Genomic DNA, 19,535 nt, shown 5'->3' on the forward strand with positions numbered 1-19,535 from the left:
AACGATTTCAATTTTTCAAATGAAGGTTCGGAAGTATCCATGGAGAAGATAGCGGAGAGCCACAAAGATCGAGCAGTGAACCAAAATAAGACCAAACATATGATCGTTGTTGCTCCTCGGCGTGATCCTTGTGTAGCTCTTTTTCTCGTACTGCTAATGTACTTTATCAGCATAGGCAAGCTTGCCGCGCAAGAAATGACTTATTCTCCTCGACTCTCAGGCCACGTCTCTGTTCTGATTGACGGAAATTCGAAGCTCAGCTTTGACGATATTTTACACGGTAATTACCAAGGCGAGTTTAAGCCAATAGCGAGCTCAACCCTCAATATTGGTTTCAAAAAAGCTGCAATCTGGGTCAAGCTGTCAATTCCCAGTGAATCGTCGTGGGAGGGATTTTTGAGCGTTACGCCGAATTATCTCGACTTTGTGGATATATTCGTCGCAAGGCCCGGAAGAGATCAGGCTGTTTCCGATTTTGTTAAATACGAAGCCGGTGATCATCGCCCTTTGCTTATGAACGGTCTTTCAGGGATCGATCCAGCGGTCGCCGTGTCTTTCTCTCAGAGGAAGATTACGACTGTATACGTTCACGTCGTCAATTTAAATTCCGCTACCCAGTTGAACTTGAATCTGGATGTTCAGCAAAATAACAGCCAGGATTCGGTATTCACGGGTCTCCTTTACGGTACATGGTTTGGAGGAATGACAATTTTGTTGCTTACGCAACTTGTTTTCTATTTTTTCTCTCGCAAGCCGGAATATCCACTCCTCGCGTTCAGTACTTTGGGCGTCATAATGATTTACTTCGGAAATCTAGGATTGAGTCATATTTATTTGTTTAAAGGGGCCGGTACGGGTAATGATGCCTTTATTGGGGTTAGTGCGTGGGCGGGGCTTGCTGCAAGCGCCCTTGCTTATATGCAAATCCTTAATCTGAGGCGTTATGCACCCAAAGTACGTTTTTTCTATTTATTTACGGCATTTTGCGGAATCGTCGGCGTTGGCTTTGCTCTAACAGGCAATACAGTCGTGTTCGGACCATTCGGATCTATTTTGAGTATTTTGGGAGTATTTGTAACTGTTTTATGCAGTTTATATCTAGTTAATAAAGAGGGTACATCTAGCAAGTTGCGGGCTGCTGCGTTTTGTACGATGGGAGTTGGCGCCACTCTCACCATGCTGCAAAGACTGGGAGTACAATGGCTTCCAAACTGGACTTTGCATGCATATGGAGGGGCCATACTTTTGCAGACTCTTTTGCTTACGGGGGCACTTGCGGTCCGATTGCGTGATTTAGAGATCAAGAATCACAAACTACATAAAGACGCCTTAAGACAGGCGAGGACAGCTGAGCGTTCTTCTGCGAGACTCGTTGAGGAAAGAACGAAAGAACTTGTCAAGGCGCGAACTGCTGCTGAAAATGCTTTACGTGCTGAAATTCAGTCACAACTTTCTCAAGTCAGATTTTTGGAGGTTGTTTCTCATCAGTATCGGACACCACTTGCGGCAATTCGTTCGAGCGTCGACAGTATCGAATTGGCATTGCCGGCAGACGATTATGATAATCGGAAACGTATATCGCGTATTCGCCGATCGATTTTTCGGCTCGTTGATTTGTTAGAGGTAAATATGGTCCGAAGCCGCATTCAGGGCCCATCTTATAAGCCGACGATGAAAATGATCGAAGTTCAGGAGTTTGTGCAGAAGGTTCATCTGCGTGCTAAAGACCTGCACGGTGTTGAGGTAGGGTTGAGTTTAAGCAGCGATCTTCTGGGAATTAAGATTGAGTCAGATCCTGACATGTTGGATTTGGCCTTAACAAACTTGATTGATAATGCGGTAAAGTACAGCCACCCAAACAGAGAGCTCGTGATACTTCTCTCTGTTTTCCTAAGGAAATCAGAAGTTGTAATTGAAGTCTCGGATGAAGGGAGCGGAATCAGCCCAGATGAATTGCCTCGTGTATTTGACAAACTTATGAGAGGCAGTAACGCTGAATCGATTGAGGGGTCAGGGCTGGGATTATATCTCGTTTCCAAAATAGTATCCATCCATCAAGGTACCCTTGAAGCAGAAAGCACTCCCGGCCAGGGAACGCGTATTCGTATGCTTATCGCGGCTAAATAAAGGGTATCTAAATTATAAAGACAGTGTAACTGGAAATACACAGTTTTAGTTACATTTCGTTACATTCAATAAGTTTCGTTACATTTGAAAGTATTGTCCAGTTATTTCCCGGCAGCTACACAAGAAGGATATAGCAACTTTTAGCTAACACTTATTCGTGTGGCGGTGGGGAACAGATGTCTTCAGTTAACGGCAATTTTTCTATTAAAAGAGAAGCAAACGTTCAGGCAGGGCGGCAGATCGGAACAACAAGATGTAGGAAGAACCTGCTTGCGTCCGTTTCGCTGAATATTCTTGCCGCTGTCATGAATTTTAATCAGCAACACAGGTATCTTAACAAAATTGGCCTGGTGGCTTTGGGTGTGATGGTTGCGCCGATAGCAGCGCATGCGCATACCGATTCGCTCGGATACATTCTTTCCCCGGGGAGTTCGGAGGGTCTCTATAACGCTCGGATCGTCTATGGCAGTTGGCATTCCGGCACAATCGCGGCAGAGGGGGCTGCAAAACTTTTTGAGGACGGAGTTGAAGTTGCAACGAGCAATTTTGTGATGTTCCCCGGGCCGTTCTTAAACGGAGATATGCCAGCGGGTCTCGTCCTTGGTCAAAATTATTTTTATGCAAGTTCTGACGGGCAGACATTGACGGACACGCCTCATCCGAGCGGTGTTTATAACTTTCAGTATGCAGAGTTTCTAAATCTTCAGCCAGGAAGTTATACGTTCGGCTATGCAACGACGGCGGGGCTTACGGTAAACTGGGAGCCGGCGGGAGATGCGATTAGTAAGGGAAGCTTTATTATCACGGCGGATGGAGTGATCGTCGTACCCGGAACCACTTCCGATATTACGGGAGAGGGAATAACATATGATGCGAGCAATCTGGGCGATACTGTAAATCCTGTTTTTACTGGCGGCACGCTCGTCGCAAACGAAGACAATCAGTCATATTCTAATGACTTTACGCTTGATTCTTCAGCATCAAATACGATTGATGCGAATGGTAATAATAATACCATTACGGGGACATTCTCGGACGCAGATTCGGCGCAGCCAGGAAAAATAACGTTTGTTGACAGTTCCGATAGCGGCAACGGACAAGTTACTCTCACCGGTGAGAATACTCATTCGGGAGGTACAACGTTGAAAAGCGGCACTCTCGCGCTTTCAGGCAATGGTACACTGGGTGCCGACACCAACACAACGACTGTGAGTGGCGGGACGCTGGAACTGGGCGGTACAACGCAGACGCAGCAGGCTCTGGTCCAAACGAGTGGCACAGTCCAAAACGGCACCGTGAATGTTGACGATTATACACTTTCGGGTGGTATGCTCGCCAACGATGCTGAGATCAATGCCTCACAGGCGATCTCTGTCAGCGCGGGACAGGTTGATGGCGTTCTGAATGGCTCAGCAGAGCTGACCAAAACCGGGAGCGGCACCGTCACACTGACAAACACCAATGGATACACCGGTGGTACAAAAATCGAGGGCGGAACACTGGTCGTTGGCGATGGCGCTAGCGCGGGCTCGATCAGTGGTGACGTTGCCAATAACGGAACGCTTGTCATTCATCGTTCGGATAAAGTTGATTTCGGAGGAGACATCTCCGGCACAGGTTCCCTTATCCTTGCAGGTGGTGGTGTAACTCAACTTGGAAACAACAATCGATATGCAGGTGGCACGAACATCGCCAACAGTGTTGCTTTGGGAACGGCATCAAGCTTTGGTACGGGTCAGATTAGCAACAACGGTCTTGTCATCTTCGGTCAGCAACAGGCTGGCGAACTGAATAATGTTCTTGCTGGCTCGGGTTCCTTCGTGAAAGCGGGAACAGGAACGCTCACACTTTCCGGCGACGGCGATTTTAGCGGTACATTTTATGTCGAAGAGGGAGAAGTGATCGCCAACTCTCAATTAAGTCAAAGCAACTTTGAGATTGGCAACGGCACAGTGTTTGGTGGAACAGGACACGTTGGCAACCTAACACTTAAACAGGGTTCTGTACTTGCTACCGGCCAAAGCATTGGCACTTTGGATGCGACCGGGAACATCCTGCAGCAAAGTGGATCACTTTGGCAGGTCGAAGTCGCACAATCGGGTGTGAATGACAGCCTTATTGCTGGCGGAAGTGCCACAATTGAAGATGGTGCCGTCTTGAATGTCGACAATGTAACGGGTGAACGATATGCTCTTGATGCTTCTTTCAAGGTACTCAGCGCACAAGACGGTGTATCAGGCACCTACACATTAACCGGTGATACATACATCTCAACATTCTATGGTTTGGTCGCTGATTACAGCGATCCAAATGCTGTTGTGTTGCGCGTTTCTCAGAACCGCTCCTTTGATCAGCTGAGTGGACTGAACAGAAATCAAAGCGCTGTTGCAGGCGCTCTACAGTCTCTCGATATGAACAACCCGCTCTATCAGGCCATCGGTTACTTGACCGACGAGAACGAGGCAAAACGCGCATTCACACAATTGGGCGGTGGGATTCATTCGTCTGGCCAAGCTGTTTCGATAGAAGACAGCCGTTTTGTTCGTGAAGCAGCCTTTGTACGTTTGCGCAGCAGCATGGGAGGCGTTGGAGCGGAAGAAGCGATTAAAGATGATGGCATTTCATGGTGGAGCCATGGCTTCGGTTCTGGCGGGCGGTTTGAAAATATAACAAACAATGGTGCATCTGATCTTGACCGCACTATTGGTGGAGGATTTGCGGGTGTAGATGTCGCGCTTAACAATTCATGGCGCATAGGTGCACTTGCTGGTTATAGCCATTCAAACTTCAATACACGATGGTTGGATTCAAGTGGCGAGTCGGCTGGCTATCACGTCGGTGTTTATGGCGGCGGCAAAGCTGGCATGCTGGATGTAAAGTTGGGGACTGCCTATAGCTGGCAGGAGATTGATACATCACGCGCCATCGGCTTTACGGGTTATACAGATGCGTTGTCCGCCAGTTACCGTAATCATGTCACGCAGGTTTTTGGTGAAGTATCGCATCAATTCGATGTCATGGGCGTTGTGGCAGAGCCGTTTGCAAACTTGGCATATGTTCACCTGAACAGCGGAAGCTTTACTGAAGATGGTGGGGCGGCTGCATTGAAGGCTGGTAGCAACAATTCCGGCACCGTGTTCTCAACTATTGGTTTGCGCGCGAGCATCGCAGTGTCTGAAGATGGCGCAACAAAATTGTATGGTTCCGCTGGTTGGCGTCATGCTTACAATGATCTCAATCCTGCTGCTACATTAAGCTTTGTGGCCGGGGGGATGGGTTCTCGACTGGTGGTGTGCCGATTGCAGAAAACGTGGGAGTTATGGAGTTCGGGCTCGATCGGAAGTTCACCGATGGTTTGAGTGTCGGCATTTCGTATTCAGGACAGTTTAGTAAGGGGTCTCAGGATAATGGCGCCAAGGCGCGCCTGCAGTGGAAATTCTAAGCGGCACTTTATCATGACAAGAGAGAAGCCGGAGAATGTTATTCTCCGGCGTCTTCAACACATCAGGGGTAGCATGTTTAATCTATTGAAATCTGCTCAAGCAAGTTTTGTCATTCTCTTAGCCATGAGCTTTCCTGTTTTTGCAGCGTCTGAACAGCCAAAAGCCGTAACCGAAATATATGGAGACTGGCAGGCAGTGTGCAAGGAGAAGAGCGGGAAGCGGCTTTGTGCGGCGGTTCAGCAAGTGGCGGGACAGATTGAAGGACAACCGAATGCCCAGCAGCGTTTGATAGCATTAGAAATCATACGATCAGGGACTTCCGCAACGGGGAGTATGATCTTGCCCTTCGGAATCGATGTGAGCAAGGGGGTCTCTTTGGGCCTGGATGGGACTCAAACAAATGCTCCGCGCCTGGCATTCAAAACATGCATACCTGCGGGTTGCATTGTACCCTTGGAATTTGGACCTCAGGCCGTAGATGCCTTGAAAGATGCCAAAATGATCTCCGTGAGATTTGAGGGGGCTGCCGATGGGAAAGAAAAAACGATAGACGTTTCTTTGAGGGGCTTCGCAGCAGCTTTTGAGCATATTAAGTAGTTCCATTGGTAAATATGAATAATATTAATTATAATTTTGATTTAATATTTTTTTCCAAAATAAAGTAGAGTCTTTCCGTCGCTTTATGAGGCAATAATATAATGTTAATGATCAGAAATATCCATGTTCGCCATCATGGTATCCTAAATAAATTATTGAAGAATGATTTAGCTGATTTGGAAACTAATAGATGTCAATTTTTCGTAAAATTCTTATATATGCGTCGGTAATTTTTTATCTTATTGCGGATTATTTTTCCGATGAGGCATGATTAAAGAAAATAACGGTTCTGCCTTTTGCAATATTTTTAGGCTTTGAAAATGCAAAACTTCAAGATGAATTTTCTCGCTTTAGTGGTGAGATAGTTACAAAAATGCAACGCAGGCGGAAAAGTCACCTGTAAAACACTTCTTTTATTAAACATACCATGAAATTTAGCTACTACTAATAATTAATTGGGATTGATGAATTGGTGCGGCCATCAAAGTGGTTTTACCAAATCTCCTAAAATGGGGCGAATTTATCTGGGGTGTATATGTCTATTTTTTCGAGAAATAAAAAATCCACGCTAGCTTCAACAGCTATGCTGCTGATCTTGGGCTTGGCTTCAACTGCTCAGGCAGATCCTATGTTGACGGCTGTAGAAAATACGGCGGCAATTATTCACCGGGAAGGCAACACAAAAACCATTGCGTCTGAAGAAAATTTAGAAGTTAAGGCTTCGACGACGGCGCCTTCTAAGCGTGCGTGGGGAGTTTTGGTTTCTCAAGGTGTGGATGCGCCTAGTGTGCTTGAAATGTCAACGGTTGGCCAAGGTTCCATCTATATCGCCACAGGAGGTGATAAGGCTCATGGCGTACAGGTTGGTGCTAAAGGCTCGAATGCCGATGGGAAAGACAAATCTGAAATCCGTTTGACCGGCAACATTAAGGTGGAGACAGGCGGGGCAGATTCCTTCGCGCTTCATGCCATTGACGGCGGAACCATACATAGTCAAGCGGATATTACGACATTTGGGAATAATGGCTTCGGTGTATTCGCTGAATCTTTTTCCACTATCAATCAAACTGGTGGTTCAGTCACCACGAATGGTGAAAAGGGTCATGGTCTAATTGCCAACAACGATTTGAACGCGGTAGGCGGTAAAATTGTAGCCACTGATGTGAAGGTTGATACCAATAAAGATTGGTCATACGGCGCATTTGCAAATAACGGTGGTCAGATTGAGTTGAATGGTGGAACGGTCGTCACAAAGGGTGAGCGGTCGTTTGGTTTGCTAGCTGGTAAAAATTCGACGATCATTTCTAATGCGGTCGTTTCAACTGAAGGGCCGAAGGCTCATGGTGTTCAGGCTGGTGTGAATGGCAGTACTCCAAATGGCTTGGATCAGTCGCGTATTACACTAACGAATGGCGCAAAAGTTACGACTGTTAAAAATGATGCTTTTGGATTGCACGCCATTGATGGTGGTAAAATCGAAGGCACTGTTAGCGTCTCGACATCTGGCGACAATGGTTTTGGTGTATTTGCAGAATCCTACTCCACAATCACGCTTTCGGATTCGGATATTAAAACAATCGGGAGCAATGCATTCGGTTTGATCGCGAACAACGATGTGAATGCGGTTAAAGCGGGTGCAATTGTTGCTGCCAATACCAACGTTGTTACAGAAGGTGATTCTGCTTCGGGCGTATTCGTGAAGAATGGCGGAAAAGTCTCGCTTAATGGCGGATCTATAGAAGCAAAAGGTAACAATGCGGCCGCGTTGGAAATTGATGGCTCTGGAACTATTAATGTTGAAGGAACCGTTCTTAAAAGCGCGCAAGGGCCAACGATATCGGTAGGTTTCAAATCTTCTGATGACGTTGCTAACGTATCCTTTGGAGCGGGAACCGTTGCTATTGACAATAACGGCGTGCTTGTTCAGGTCGACCGCACAGGCGACGGTAAAGACGCCAATATGAACCTTACTTTGAGGGCGGGTTCTGAAGCGAGCGGAGACATCGTTGATACTGACCAAAAAGGTTCAGGCCAGACACACGTAAACGTCGAAAAGAATGCAAAATTCAACGGTAAGATTTCCGGCATTCAGGATCTTACAACTGAATCAGGCACTCAATTATCTTTCGCTGAAGGTACCTCAATCGGGGGGAATGTCGTCGCAACAGGCAGTACATATATCTTCCATTCAACAGGGGCATCGATTGCAGGAAACGTAGAGCTGTATTCTGAATCAGTAACTGGTGGTGGAACGGTCGGTGCTCCTATTATAGTTTCTGGGAATGTTGTTCTTGACCAGACATCTATTATGGGTGGCAACTGGAATATTGACGGTGATTTGACCGCTCATGGTACGCTTCGTCCAGGTAATTCTATTGGAACCATGACCGTTGGCGGAGATGTTACCTTCGGTGCTGACTCTGTTTATGAAGTCGAAATCGCCGGTAATGGAACAAGTGACCGTATTGAGACCACTGGTAAGGCAAATCTTCAGGGCGGACGTGTTGACGTCTTCGCTTTGGATAACAAAGTCAGCTATCAGGATGGCCAGACATACACGATCCTGACTGCCGCGAATGGTATTGATGGAACGTTTTCTGAAGCCGTATCAAAATCAGTATTCTTGACGACTTCATTAGACCATCAGGCCAACAAGGTCGATTTGAAAGTTGGCGTGATTGCCGATTCGGTTGATCCTGTTGTCTTTGAAAAGGTGGCAAAGTCGGCAAATGAAATTTCTACAGCGCGCGCCCTTGATAGCCTTGCTCAAGAGGGATCAGCATTGGGTCTTTACAACTCCATTCTGTTCCTGACAGATGAAGCTGAAGCACGCGATGCTTTCAACCAGCTTTCGGGCGATATACATGCGTCCGTCAAAACGGGTCTGATTGATACAGCGAACCTGACGGCAGATGCGATTAACAATCGTCTGCGTGCAGCCTTTGAAGGTGTTGGTTCACCAAATGTCCCGGTTCTGTCCTTCGCGCAGTCACCAAAGGGCAGTGCTCCGCAGCCGTTTGATGCAGTAAGGTCGACATCATTGGACTACGGTGTATGGGCATCCGGATTTGGTTCCTGGGTAAAGCATGACGGAAATTCTAATGCTGGAGGACTCAAGACATCCACTGGTGGTTTCCTTTCAGGTGTCGATGTAGGCCTTAACTCCGGCTGGCGTTTGGGTGTTGTTGGTGGCTATAGCCAAACGGACCTCAATGGTAAGGGCCGCAATGCTTTCGCAGACAGTGACAACTGGCATCTGGGCATTTATGGAGGCAATCAGTGGGGCCCAATCGGCCTCCGTGCTGGTCTCGTTCATACTTGGCACAACATCGATTCTTCACGTTCAGTCTCTTACACTGGCTTCAGTGACAGCCTCGGTGCAGACTATCATGCTAGAACCCTGCAGGCATTCGGCGAATTGGGATATCGCATAGATACCACTGTCGCTGCCTTTGAGCCATTTGCTAATCTCTCACATGTGCGCCTTCACACTGATGGCTTCACAGAGAAAGGCGGAGCGGCCGCACTTGCTGTCGATGGTAACAATACAAACACAACATTCACCACGCTTGGTATGCGTGCATCGGCACCACTTCCTCTTGGTGGTGCGAGTGCAAACCTCAAAGGTACGTTAGGATGGCGTCACGCCTATGGTGACATATCACCTGAATCCACCCATCTGTTTGCAGGGAGCAACCTTTTCACCGTGGAAGGGGTAGCTATAGCAAAGGATGCTGCTTTGGTTGAAGCAGGATTCGATATGGCTATTACGGAAAACGCGAAGTTTGGTTTGAGTTATGTTGGTCAGTTTGGCAGTGGAACCAAGCAGAATGGTTTCAACGCAACTTTGAATGTTAAGTTCTAAAAATAAAGAAGCCGCCGAAATATATTTCGGCGGCTTTAAATTCTATATTTGTGGAAATCGATGTGGGGCTCTTTTAGAGCGTTTCCCTTTCATTCTGGATCGCTTCCGCGGAAGCAAAGTCGTTTTGCGCCTCTTACGGGCCAATGAGCTCGACTATTTTCCAATCTGTAGAAAGCCTTTTCTTTTGGATCGAAGTTAGGGCTGCGCAGCTGATTTATGCGGTGATGGCAGGAGTCGCCCATACCCCATTATCCCCCATGACAGCATCAGACTTGAAGCCAGTCTTGCGCGGCTCTATTGCGAGCCGATTATATTTATTCTCACGAATATCGGTGAGGGCAGAAGCGGCGGCCTAACCAAGTGCGGACCATATTATTTCGCTTTATGCTCCGCTCATCCTTCCGCAATTTTTTAGCACGCCTTGTCGAAGGACAACATCAGTAAGCCTCTGGATTGGGTGTTCGGTGTGACGATTGCACTCGGTCAACAAGTTTTTAGGAGTCTGTTAAGGAAATAGTAACGCAATGAAACAATTTTTCATGGTGCGTGATTTCTTGGATATGGAGGTTTTAGGCAATGAATAAAATGACAACCACTGTTGCGTTGGCGCTTGCAGGGTTGGTGGCGAATTCTCTCGCGGCTTCGGCTAAAACAAGCCATATTGGCGAATTCAGGGACTGGGGCGTTTATCAAAACACGCAGTTGCCCGGAAATAAATGCTACGCTTTAACCGTGCCGTCGAGTTTCCTTCCCGCAGGTGTCCGGCATGGCGATAATTTCATCATCATTTCCAAGACTGGCGCGAGTTATAGCCCGCAACTTGTGATGGGATATGACCTGAAGCCTAATAGCAAAGTGAAAGTGATGATCGATGGTGCACAGTTTCCATTCTTTAGCGAAGGAAACCGCGCCTGGGCACAGAATGAGGGCGATGAGGCACGTATTGTCAGCGCCATGCGGTCAGGGCGCACGGTAAATGTGCAAGCCACATCCGCGCGCGGCACTCAGACCCGCTATAGTTTTTCGTTGATGGGGCTGTCTGCATCCCTTCAACGCGTTGATCGCTGCTAGAGTGTTTCCTGTTTGGATTGAATTATTGGAAATGCTCTAATTAACAAGAGTTTTAAAGAATAAAGCCCCGCCAAAGGGCAGGGCTTTATTCTATGTTCAATACGCTGTTATCACGAGAGCCAGCTCTGGTGTTTATACCAGTCATCAATATCCGATTTTACCCGGTCCTTCTCGATGCCATAGCGCTCCTGAATTTTGCCTTCCAACTGTTCGCGGCGACCGTTGATCTGGTCGAGATCATCATCAGTGAGCTTGCCCCACTGCTCCTTGATCTTACCTTTTGCTTGCTTCCAATTGCCTTCTACGCGGTTCCAGTCCATTGGATTTCCTCCGTTCTGGTTGTTGTGATGAGTTAACGCGTGAAAAGGCAATTGGTTCAGATTTTTTGGATGGGCTTTAGAATGCGTTTCGATTTGATTGAATCATAGCGCGCTTTAAATTCCCAGGAACTTGAAAGGTTCTGCGTCCTTGAATTCCTTGTTTGCAACACCTGAAAAAATGTTGCGCTGATCAGGACCAAGATCAAGTTTCTGCACTTTTCCCTTGTCGGCAGAAAAATCAATTGTGTTCAGATCAACCCAGAAAATATTCGGCGTGAGGGCTGATTCAAAGAAATACAGTTTGCGTTTCTGGTCAGACACCGTGCGCCAGCGCGTCGAAGAGATATTGGGCTGGTCCGGTGTCGTTAAGCCGTAAGGGACGGAAGCGTTGCGGATGACGCTGAACACACTTGCGATGGATTCAACCGCATCGTTGGTTTTTGGAACGGCATTGATATAAAATGACGCGCGCGTGAAGCGGTCCGAAGCCCGGTTTGTGCCCGGCAGCATCACGGTGCCGCCAATCTGCGTCCAGTAAGAATGAAGGGCGAGTTGCTCGTCAAAGGTCGGCGAATTGGTCAGAACCTGATATTTTGGGCTGTGGTGAATGACCTGCTTGCCGTCGATATATTCTACAATTGCACTGTCGCCGGATGCATCCGATATTGCAAGATGCAGTGTTGCAAGCCTGTTTTCGCCTGGAACATAATCGGTGACGATTGTGAAGGGATTGGCGCTCAGCGCTGTGACAGCTTCATCGACAGTGGCGAAATTATCGAGAACATATTGCGCCCAGGCTGCGATTGAAAGTCCTGGACCTGTGCCGTCATATTTAGGATATTGGGATTCAACCAGCCATAGCACGTTGGCGACGAGACCGGCCTCGTTCATTCCGTCGGTGGTGGAAATATCGTAGCCTGATGAGATGACGCTGCCATATTTTGAGGTCCACTGGATGGAGTTTGGACCAGCTTCGCCGCTGCGTTTCATGCCGCGCGGGAAAATCCAGAGGTTGGTGCCAACATCGACACTCCAGTCCATCGAGCGTGCTGTGATGATTTGATCATCGGCGCCAAGATAGACCACGCGTGTGCACGCTTCCACGACCGGTGCCGCCAGCATGCTGGCAGCGACGAGCACGCTGGTGCATGCGGCTGTAAATGATTTTTTCAGAATAGACATTGATAACCCCCTGCTTTTCAAATGGTACTTCGTTCACATGTTCATGAGTTTTCATCGTTCGCCGCCATAGCCACGGCGTTTCCATTCGCTCAAAGGCATGATGTCTGGCAGGCCGCCGCCTGCTTCAAACCAAGAGTCTACCACCCACTTCACACCGCTGTTGTCCTCAATGACGGCTGTCCAATGTGGATAGCGGCCATCAAAGAAACTGCCACGCGTCGTTTTGCGTGCGGGCTGATGATATTTCAGCCAACCGCGAGAATGAAGATAGCGGATAAAGTTGTCTGTATTCGTTGATTCGTCAACACAATCCATTTGCCCCTTGATGCGTGCCCGACCAAACTGCATGCGTGGCTTGTCGCGCACTCCGATTGTGAGTGTGCTGCGCTCCTCAAAAAGTGCCACGGCTTGCCGCAGCGCCTTGCGCTCGTCGGCAGGGGATTGAGCGCCTTGCCGCAACAGGCGCTCAATGCGGCTCAAGTCCTTCGCAGTGAGGATGACTTTGGTTTTATAGGAGCAGTCATAGCCGTGGCAAACCCGAAAGGTTGCAGCATTGGCCTGCGGAATGGCTGCGAACAAAACTGTTGCGCCGATCGCTAGCATCAATGGCCTTAAATGGCGGCTATTTGGGAAGCATGTAATGATGGCGGATTATCCCAGCTTATGGTTTGTGAACAAAAGTGAGGGTTGTATGCGTTCAATTCCCTGATAGGGGTTGGCATGGATTGCCAAGATCCACAGACAAAATGCAGCGGTGGTTGAATAGATAATCAAGGATTTGATGCCAGCTACCACTCTATCTGCATGGGTGGCTGCGATGGTGATGGCCGTGAGGATCGTCAGAAACAGCAGCATATACCATTTATACATATCGACAGAGGTCGACCCTACGGACAAGCGCGTATTGCGCGCGTCCTGCAATTCATCGAAATCATGGACGAGCTGCGAAATGATGGGTGTCGGAATATCCGTTCGTGCGAGGTCGACAATCTCGCGGCGGATGTTCTGCAATGCGATTTCGACCGCTACTGCCGGCTCGATATTGCTGTGTTTCAGCCATTCGTCTTTCACGACTGCATCGCGATAATCGACAAGCGCGCTGCGCAAGGCAGGTACATTGAGAATATCGGGGCTTGCGGCGCCAACAAGTCGTGAAATCGATGATCTTTCTTCACTGGTGGCTTGGTCCGCTTTGGAGTTTGCGGTCCAGATATCGGCGGCAACAAACCCCAGCGATAATGCCCATGCCGTTGCGATTGTGCTTATGAATGCACCGATTGGTACGGACAACACATCATGGTTTGCATGCTGGGAAAGCAGGTGGAGCGCAATATGGCCCATAGCGTAGAAACACACCCCCAGCAGTAAAAAGATGATGAAAGAAGCATAGACTGAAAGTTCAAAAATCAGAGACATCCGTTTCTCATTGCTTGAGATATGTCAGGACGGGCAGCCTTTGTGAACAATCAGAAAGCCAAGTCCCAGCCCTATAAGGTCTTAGTTGAAGCCAGAAAGGAATATGTTGCAAGGACGAAATAGGGATGTGCTTATTTCTTTCTAAACAAAAAGCCGCCCGTTATTACAGGCGGCTTCCTATTGGTCCGGTTTTTTTCAGCTCAGAACACAACTGAAAAACCAACCACTGGTCCATGCTGCGTCACATCATATTTGAACTTTTCACGCGTATCGTTGTCGCGGTAATTTTGATGAAGCGCACGATAGCCGACGCGCCATATTGTAGGTAAGTCAAACAGCTTGGTGCGGTAGCCAAGGTAAATCTGACCATTGGCGCTCAGTTTCGTTCCTGCACCAAAGCCGCCGATATCTGCTTCTGCGGCGATATTCCAGCGATCATTAATGTCGTAAAGTACGCGTGTTCCGATAAATGGATCGGTCCAGTCTTTCTTGCGGGACTCGGTGTAAGGCCCCACGCTCAATGTTGCTTTCAGCTGCGTCCAGCGAACGCCAGCCGTTGGCTCAATCGCAAAAACGCGCTGTTTGCCAAAATAGGTCAGACCATCCAGATCATGCTGATAAATACGATAAAAAACACCGCCGGTCAGCGTTGTAGAGACAATGTCCAGTCCAAGCTGTCTGCCGAGAACATCTTCGTCCTGGCTGGTCTTGGTGTATTGCCCATCAAAATAAGCGCCAAACGTGCCGTTGCTAATCTCGACATTGCCCATGAAACTCATATCGAGATTGTTGAAAATATCCTTAAAAGGAACGTCCACAGTGGTAGAACGACCGAGCAAGCCAGCATTACCATTCAGTGATGCACCCCATACATAAGGGCTGAAGATCACGCGCCAGCGCTGTTGATCCTGTATTTCTGTTTGAACAGGTGCCGGCGCTATAATGTCGGCCGCCAATGCAGACGCCGTTGGCATTACGGCAAATGTGCTTGCTAAAAGGATGTTACGCATAGTCATGCCCGCAAAACTCTTGCCACCATTGCCTGAATTCAGCTTCATTTTGGTCTAATCCCCCGGGAGCGTAATTTAGAATAAATTAAAGTATTTCCAGAAAAGGCTCATTAACATCAATATGTTAATCGTGCCGGTAAATAAACTGAAAAGTTCGATTGTTACACAGTTTTACTCAATTGACGATCAGCGGCAGGGGTTATTTTGCTTGTTTTTACGTGGGCGTTGCCAGCATTATTCAATCAACCGAGGCGGCACGGAAAATGAAAGTAGAAACTCTGCTTGAGAAAAGTGATTAATTTTCAGGGGGGGGGAGGGCGACAAGACGGTCGCCCCTTTCATGATCAGGGAACATCGTCATAACCAGAGACGCCGCCTTCGTTTTCAAGGCTTGCGATGCGTTTTGATTCTGAGCGGTTGAATTTCAGTCTCACGCCAAGTCCGCCGCCATTCTCCCAGATGAACTGTGCTCCGACCTTTTCGAGCGTATCTTGAAGGGCCTTGTTCTGTTCGTCAGTGGGCGCACTGATTTTTCTTTCGAAATATTCGATGACCTGCGCGTCGATACCGGATAGCTGGGCAAGACGATCCCGCGAAAATTCCACCAGCGCCCGTGCTGCGCGACATTGTGGTCCTGTGATCATGGCAGTATTCCTTGTCATCTCAGATATACGCGATTTATTTAAGTCTATGACAAAACCCGGAAATTGCTATGTGACTTTTTGATGGATTCGTGGTGGATGATCAATCGATCACGTAATTTTGAATATTGCGTTTTTTCGTGAACAAAATTTGACCACAGTCTTGCTTGTTCGCGGAGCGCACGTTTCTTACATAAGCGTTGCGCCGCAGGAGGGGCACCGTTGGCTTGGCTTCTTTTCAGGTTGATATGTCGACCTGTCTTATCAACACATAATCAAATGGTTTGCGATGACCACTTATAAATATTTTATCTGGCCTGCCGTTTTTACGGTCATAGGCTTTCTCGGCGCGCTCTGGCTCGGATATTCGATGACGGGCACGGTCGGTGGCATGATTTCCGTTTTTATCATCTGCGCGGTGCTCAGTGTTCTGGAAATCTCGCTATCCTTTGACAATGCTATTGTAAACGCGCGTATCCTGCGCGACATGACGCCGAAGTGGCAGCATCGATTTCTGACATGGGGCATTGTGATTGCTGTCTTTGGCATGCGTATCATCTTCCCGCTTGCCATTGTCGCAGTTGCTATGTGGACAGACCCTCTTTCCGCACTCAAACTTGCTATCTGGCAACCGGATGAATATGCGCGGGTGATTGCCGAATCTCACACGGGCATTGCCGCCTTTGGTGGCACATTCCTCATGATGGTTGGCATGAAATACTTTTTCGATGTCGAGAAGGACGTGCATTGGGTCAAGGCCATTGAGAGCCGTATGTCGAAGTTTGCTTCGGTTCAGGGGATCGAGATTGGTGTTGCCGTCGCACTTATCCTGTTTTTCTCCTACCAGCTTGATGCCGAACACTCGCACACTTTCCTTGTGGCTGCGCTGTTTGGTTTGCTGACCTTCCTTGCGGTTGAGGGGCTGGGTGCTGTTCTTGATGCCTCACAGGAGCAGGTGGACATGGTTCACCGGGGTGGGCTTGGCGCATTCATCTATCTGGAAGTGCTTGATGCCAGCTTCTCGTTCGACGGTGTCATCGGTGCCTTTGCGCTGACGACGAACCTGTTTGTGATTGCCATTGGTCTTGGTATTGGTGCGTTTTATGTGCGCTCGCTCACCATTATGTTGGTGGAGCGTAAGACGCTCGGCCAGTATCGCTATCTGGAGCACGGCGCATTTTACGCCATTCTGGTGCTGGCAGTGATCATGTATGTACAGACACTCTACCATATTCCGGAAGTTATTACTGGTCTTATCGGTGCAGTTTTGATTGGTCTCTCCTTCATATCCTCAATCCGTTATAACAAGAAAAACCCTGAATGGCAGAAAGAGGCTGACGAGACAGCCCTTCAATGAGTTGCGAATGATAAATAGCGATAAAAGGCGGCAATTGCCGCCTTTTTTGTTGACCGAATCAAAAGAGTTGGCAAGCGTTGCTCCACTCACGGTATGGCCCGTCTGAGCGTATCTTCATAAGCTGTCAGCTTCAAAAAGGCTGTGGCTACGACTTTTTTGGAGAGGGGTTTTCCATGGTCGTCACCCGTTTAAGCAAAACCGTCTTTGTCGCGGCGATTGCTTTTTTTGCAACACTCGTTTCTTTCGGCAATATCACTGATTACGGCAGCAATTTTGCCTTCGTTCAGCACGTGCTTCTGATGGATACGATCTTCCCGGATGCAACAATCAAGTATCGGGCGATTGAAAGCAATTTCCTGCACAATGCCGCCTATATCATGATTATTGCAGCAGAAACGTTGACTGCAATTCTCTGCTGGATCGGTGCTTTTGCCATGTGTGGCCGTTTGAGCGGTGATGCAAAAAGCTTCAACCGTTCCAAGAAGTGGGCCATTGGTGGGCTCTCGCTTGGTTTCCTCGTCTGGCAGGTTGGCTTTATGTCGATTGGGGGCGAATGGTTCGGCATGTGGATGTCGTCAACCTGGAACGGCATCGAATCTGCATTCCGCTTCTTTATCACCATTATTGCCGTGCTGATTTATGTCGTTTTGCCGGATGGCGAGATCGAAAAATAATCAGATGAAATGCGATGAAAGGGTGGGTTCGTTGATGAGTTCAACACCTGCCTTTTGCATTTTTTCAAGCATCGCATTCATTGAGCCGCCAATATCAATGCCGCGACAGGCATCAAGCCGGACACGCACCTGAAATCCATGTGATACGGCATCCAGGGCCGAAAAGGCGACGCAGAAGTCGGTTGCAAGTCCCGTAAGTGTCAATGATGCGATATTGCGGTCACGCAGATATCCCGCAAGTCCGGTTGGTGTTTGACGGTCGTTTTCATAAAAAGCTGAATAGCTGTCCACTCCCACACGAAAGCCCTTGCGGACGACAAGCTGCGCGCGGTCCCGTTGCAGATCGGGATGAAAATCAGCGCCATGGGTGCCTTGAATGCAGTGGTCAGGCCATAATGTTTGTGGCCCATAAGCCATCTCAACATTATCATAAGCCTTTTTTCCGGGGTGGCTGGAGGCGAAGCTGGAATGGCCGGCCGGATGCCAGTCCTGTGTCAGAATGACATGTTCGCTCTCATCAATCAGCCGGTTGATTGCAGGTAGAATTTCATCACCTTTATCAACAGCCAGCGCACCACCGGGACAGAAATCGTTCTGAACATCGATAACCAGAAGGGCATGACCAATCATAAGGCACTCCATTGAATTTAACGGCATAGTGGTGCGCTATGTGGTTTGGTCCGTCAAGTCGTTCAGGCATCAATCTCGACACGACCACGCGGACGGCTGCAACAGGCGAGGATGTAGCCTTCCGCCACTTCGTCATCACGAATGCCGCCATTGTGGTTCATTTCGGTTTCGCCAGCGATGCATTTGACTTTGCAGGTGCCGCAGATGCCGAACTCGCAGGCACTCGGAATTTTAAGCCCGCCATTGCGCGCTGCGAGCAGGATCGTGTCGTTTTCGGTGCATTCGACTTCAACGCCCGACAGGCTGAAGACAATGCTTGCCGGGGCAACAGCGGGCGCGGTAGGGGCGGTTGGGGTATCAACAGCAAGAGCGGATGGTACTGGCACCGACGAGATTTCGGTCGCAGGCTGAAAGCTCTCCTGATGATAATTGGCCATATTGAAGCCTGATTGCTCCAAAAGGCCCCGCACACCATTCATAAATGGCTCAGGCCCGCAGCAAAATACTTCGCGCTGCATGAAATCAGGTGCCAGCAGTTCCAGTCGGGCGCGGTCAATGCGCCCGTGTAGGCCGGGCCAGACATGGCGGGCTGAGGATTGTTCAACGATAAAGGCAAGGCGCATGGCCTCCATGCGCCCTGAAAGCAGTTCGAGCTCCTTGCGGAAAATAATGTCGTCGGGCGTGCGTGCGCAATTGATGAAAGCAACATCGCTTGTCGGTGCACAATCAAACAGCCAGCGCGTCATGGACACCATTGGTGTGATGCCGGAGCCAGCCGAGATGAAAAGATATTTGTCGCTCGGATGATTGGCGAGCGAGAAGTCACCATTTGGGCCATAGGCTTTGATGGTCATTGGCGGGCGAAGATGATCAAGCATCCAGCGGGTGCCGATACTGTCCTTCTGGGCCTTGACCGTGACCGAGATATGGTAGGGCCGCGAAGGGGTCGATGACAGCGTATAGGTCCGCAGCACCGGCCCCAATCCATCAGCGCGTTCAATCGGCAGTTCGAGGGTGACAAACTGGCCCGGTGTATAGCGGAACCAGTTGTCCTCCAGCGTTTTGAAGGAGAAGGTCATGACGTCTGGCGCTTCTTCGATGGCCGAGATGCATTGCAGCATTTGCAGCCTGTCGTTCCACGGCAGCATCTCGTCCAGATATTTCAGAGGCTGCATGGCCTTCTCACTTCTCAATGGCTTTAT

The 19,535-nt window shown here is 48.7% G+C and carries 15 protein-coding genes; 7 read left to right on the top strand and 8 right to left on the bottom strand.

The genetic code is table 11. From position 1 onward, the window contains the following. Positions 1 to 39 precede the first annotated feature (39 nt). The 5 genes from ABE527_RS05340 (at position 40) to ABE527_RS05360 (ending at position 11,103) form a co-directional block, all read left to right on the top strand. Positions 40 to 2,127 (top strand): sensor histidine kinase, encoded by a 2,088-nt coding sequence (locus ABE527_RS05340; protein WP_499696354.1) that lies wholly within the window; start codon positions 40 to 42, stop codon positions 2,125 to 2,127. Between the two features lie 176 nt (positions 2,128 to 2,303). Beyond that, on the top strand, positions 2,304 to 5,486 hold the full coding sequence (locus ABE527_RS05345; protein ID WP_499696355.1) for an autotransporter outer membrane beta-barrel domain-containing protein: 3,183 nt from the start codon (positions 2,304 to 2,306) through the stop codon (positions 5,484 to 5,486). Between the two features lie 96 nt (positions 5,487 to 5,582). Further along, on the top strand, positions 5,583 to 6,167 hold the full coding sequence (locus ABE527_RS05350; protein WP_499696356.1) for an invasion associated locus B family protein: 585 nt from the start codon (positions 5,583 to 5,585) through the stop codon (positions 6,165 to 6,167). Positions 6,168 to 6,702: 535 nt separating this feature from the next. Then, positions 6,703 to 10,032 (top strand): autotransporter outer membrane beta-barrel domain-containing protein, encoded by a 3,330-nt coding sequence (locus tag ABE527_RS05355; RefSeq protein ID WP_499696357.1) that lies wholly within the window; start codon positions 6,703 to 6,705, stop codon positions 10,030 to 10,032. A gap of 576 nt (positions 10,033 to 10,608) precedes the next feature. Further along, positions 10,609 to 11,103 (top strand): invasion associated locus B family protein, encoded by a 495-nt coding sequence (locus tag ABE527_RS05360; RefSeq protein ID WP_499695645.1) that lies wholly within the window; start codon positions 10,609 to 10,611, stop codon positions 11,101 to 11,103. Positions 11,104 to 11,213: 110 nt separating this feature from the next. On the opposite strand, the gene ABE527_RS05365 is transcribed toward ABE527_RS05360, so the two are convergent. From ABE527_RS05365 to ABE527_RS05390, 6 genes are all read right to left on the bottom strand, one after another. After that, positions 11,214 to 11,423, bottom strand: a complete 210-nt coding sequence (locus ABE527_RS05365; RefSeq protein WP_265985458.1) for a CsbD family protein — start codon at positions 11,421 to 11,423, stop codon at positions 11,214 to 11,216. A 114-nt stretch (positions 11,424 to 11,537) separates the two neighbouring features. Continuing rightward, a complete protein-coding gene (locus ABE527_RS05370; RefSeq protein ID WP_265985457.1) occupies positions 11,538 to 12,605 on the bottom strand; it encodes a linear amide C-N hydrolase in 1,068 nt (355 codons plus the stop codon). Between the two features lie 51 nt (positions 12,606 to 12,656). After that, positions 12,657 to 13,208 (bottom strand): hypothetical protein, encoded by a 552-nt coding sequence (locus tag ABE527_RS05375; protein WP_265985456.1) that lies wholly within the window; start codon positions 13,206 to 13,208, stop codon positions 12,657 to 12,659. A gap of 48 nt (positions 13,209 to 13,256) precedes the next feature. Then, the gene (locus ABE527_RS05380) at positions 13,257 to 14,021 is read right to left on the bottom strand and encodes a bestrophin-like domain (protein WP_396997609.1); all 765 of its coding nucleotides are present in this window, start codon (positions 14,019 to 14,021) and stop codon (positions 13,257 to 13,259) included. A 200-nt stretch (positions 14,022 to 14,221) separates the two neighbouring features. Next, positions 14,222 to 15,031: a hypothetical protein gene (locus ABE527_RS05385; protein WP_265985489.1), complete on the bottom strand. Its 810-nt coding sequence runs from the start codon at positions 15,029 to 15,031 to the stop codon at positions 14,222 to 14,224. A 344-nt stretch (positions 15,032 to 15,375) separates the two neighbouring features. After that, a complete protein-coding gene (locus ABE527_RS05390) occupies positions 15,376 to 15,675 on the bottom strand; it encodes an XRE family transcriptional regulator (protein ID WP_265985454.1) in 300 nt (99 codons plus the stop codon). A gap of 286 nt (positions 15,676 to 15,961) precedes the next feature. Between ABE527_RS05390 and ABE527_RS05395 the strand changes: the two genes are divergently transcribed. After that, positions 15,962 to 17,029 carry a DUF475 domain-containing protein gene (locus ABE527_RS05395; RefSeq protein WP_265985453.1) on the top strand — a complete coding sequence of 356 codons (1,068 nt, stop codon included), beginning with the start codon at positions 15,962 to 15,964 and terminating at the stop codon, positions 17,027 to 17,029. A gap of 173 nt (positions 17,030 to 17,202) precedes the next feature. Next, a complete protein-coding gene (locus tag ABE527_RS05400; RefSeq protein ID WP_499696358.1) occupies positions 17,203 to 17,703 on the top strand; it encodes a DUF2165 family protein in 501 nt (166 codons plus the stop codon). Here the strand turns inward: ABE527_RS05400 and pncA are convergent, their stop codons facing one another. Then, positions 17,704 to 18,333, bottom strand: a complete 630-nt coding sequence (gene pncA, locus ABE527_RS05405; protein ID WP_499696359.1) for a bifunctional nicotinamidase/pyrazinamidase — start codon at positions 18,331 to 18,333, stop codon at positions 17,704 to 17,706. A gap of 62 nt (positions 18,334 to 18,395) precedes the next feature. After that, positions 18,396 to 19,508: an FAD-binding oxidoreductase gene (locus tag ABE527_RS05410; RefSeq protein WP_265985450.1), complete on the bottom strand. Its 1,113-nt coding sequence runs from the start codon at positions 19,506 to 19,508 to the stop codon at positions 18,396 to 18,398. Positions 19,509 to 19,535 lie beyond the last annotated feature (27 nt).

Source organism: Brucella sp. TWI432, assembly GCF_039674445.1.
GTDB classification, from domain to species: Bacteria; Pseudomonadota; Alphaproteobacteria; order Rhizobiales; family Rhizobiaceae; genus Brucella; species Brucella chromiisoli.

Coding starts and splice junctions, on each gene's coding strand:
- ABE527_RS05385 (WP_265985489.1), bottom strand. CDS start 15,031: ATGCGTAACATCCTTTTAGCAAGCACATTTGCCGTAATGCCAACGGCG.
- ABE527_RS05365 (WP_265985458.1), bottom strand. CDS start 11,423: ATGGACTGGAACCGCGTAGAAGGCAATTGGAAGCAAGCAAAAGGTAAG.
- ABE527_RS05370 (WP_265985457.1), bottom strand. CDS start 12,605: ATGTCTATTCTGAAAAAATCATTTACAGCCGCATGCACCAGCGTGCTC.
- ABE527_RS05340 (WP_499696354.1), top strand. CDS start 40: ATGGAGAAGATAGCGGAGAGCCACAAAGATCGAGCAGTGAACCAAAAT.
- ABE527_RS05345 (WP_499696355.1), top strand. CDS start 2,304: ATGTCTTCAGTTAACGGCAATTTTTCTATTAAAAGAGAAGCAAACGTT.
- ABE527_RS05360 (WP_499695645.1), top strand. CDS start 10,609: ATGAATAAAATGACAACCACTGTTGCGTTGGCGCTTGCAGGGTTGGTG.
- ABE527_RS05395 (WP_265985453.1), top strand. CDS start 15,962: ATGACCACTTATAAATATTTTATCTGGCCTGCCGTTTTTACGGTCATA.
- ABE527_RS05355 (WP_499696357.1), top strand. CDS start 6,703: ATGTCTATTTTTTCGAGAAATAAAAAATCCACGCTAGCTTCAACAGCT.
- ABE527_RS05390 (WP_265985454.1), bottom strand. CDS start 15,675: ATGATCACAGGACCACAATGTCGCGCAGCACGGGCGCTGGTGGAATTT.
- ABE527_RS05380 (WP_396997609.1), bottom strand. CDS start 14,021: ATGTCTCTGATTTTTGAACTTTCAGTCTATGCTTCTTTCATCATCTTT.
- ABE527_RS05400 (WP_499696358.1), top strand. CDS start 17,203: ATGGTCGTCACCCGTTTAAGCAAAACCGTCTTTGTCGCGGCGATTGCT.
- ABE527_RS05350 (WP_499696356.1), top strand. CDS start 5,583: ATGACAAGAGAGAAGCCGGAGAATGTTATTCTCCGGCGTCTTCAACAC.
- pncA (WP_499696359.1), bottom strand. CDS start 18,333: ATGATTGGTCATGCCCTTCTGGTTATCGATGTTCAGAACGATTTCTGT.
- ABE527_RS05375 (WP_265985456.1), bottom strand. CDS start 13,208: ATGCTAGCGATCGGCGCAACAGTTTTGTTCGCAGCCATTCCGCAGGCC.
- ABE527_RS05410 (WP_265985450.1), bottom strand. CDS start 19,508: ATGCAGCCTCTGAAATATCTGGACGAGATGCTGCCGTGGAACGACAGG.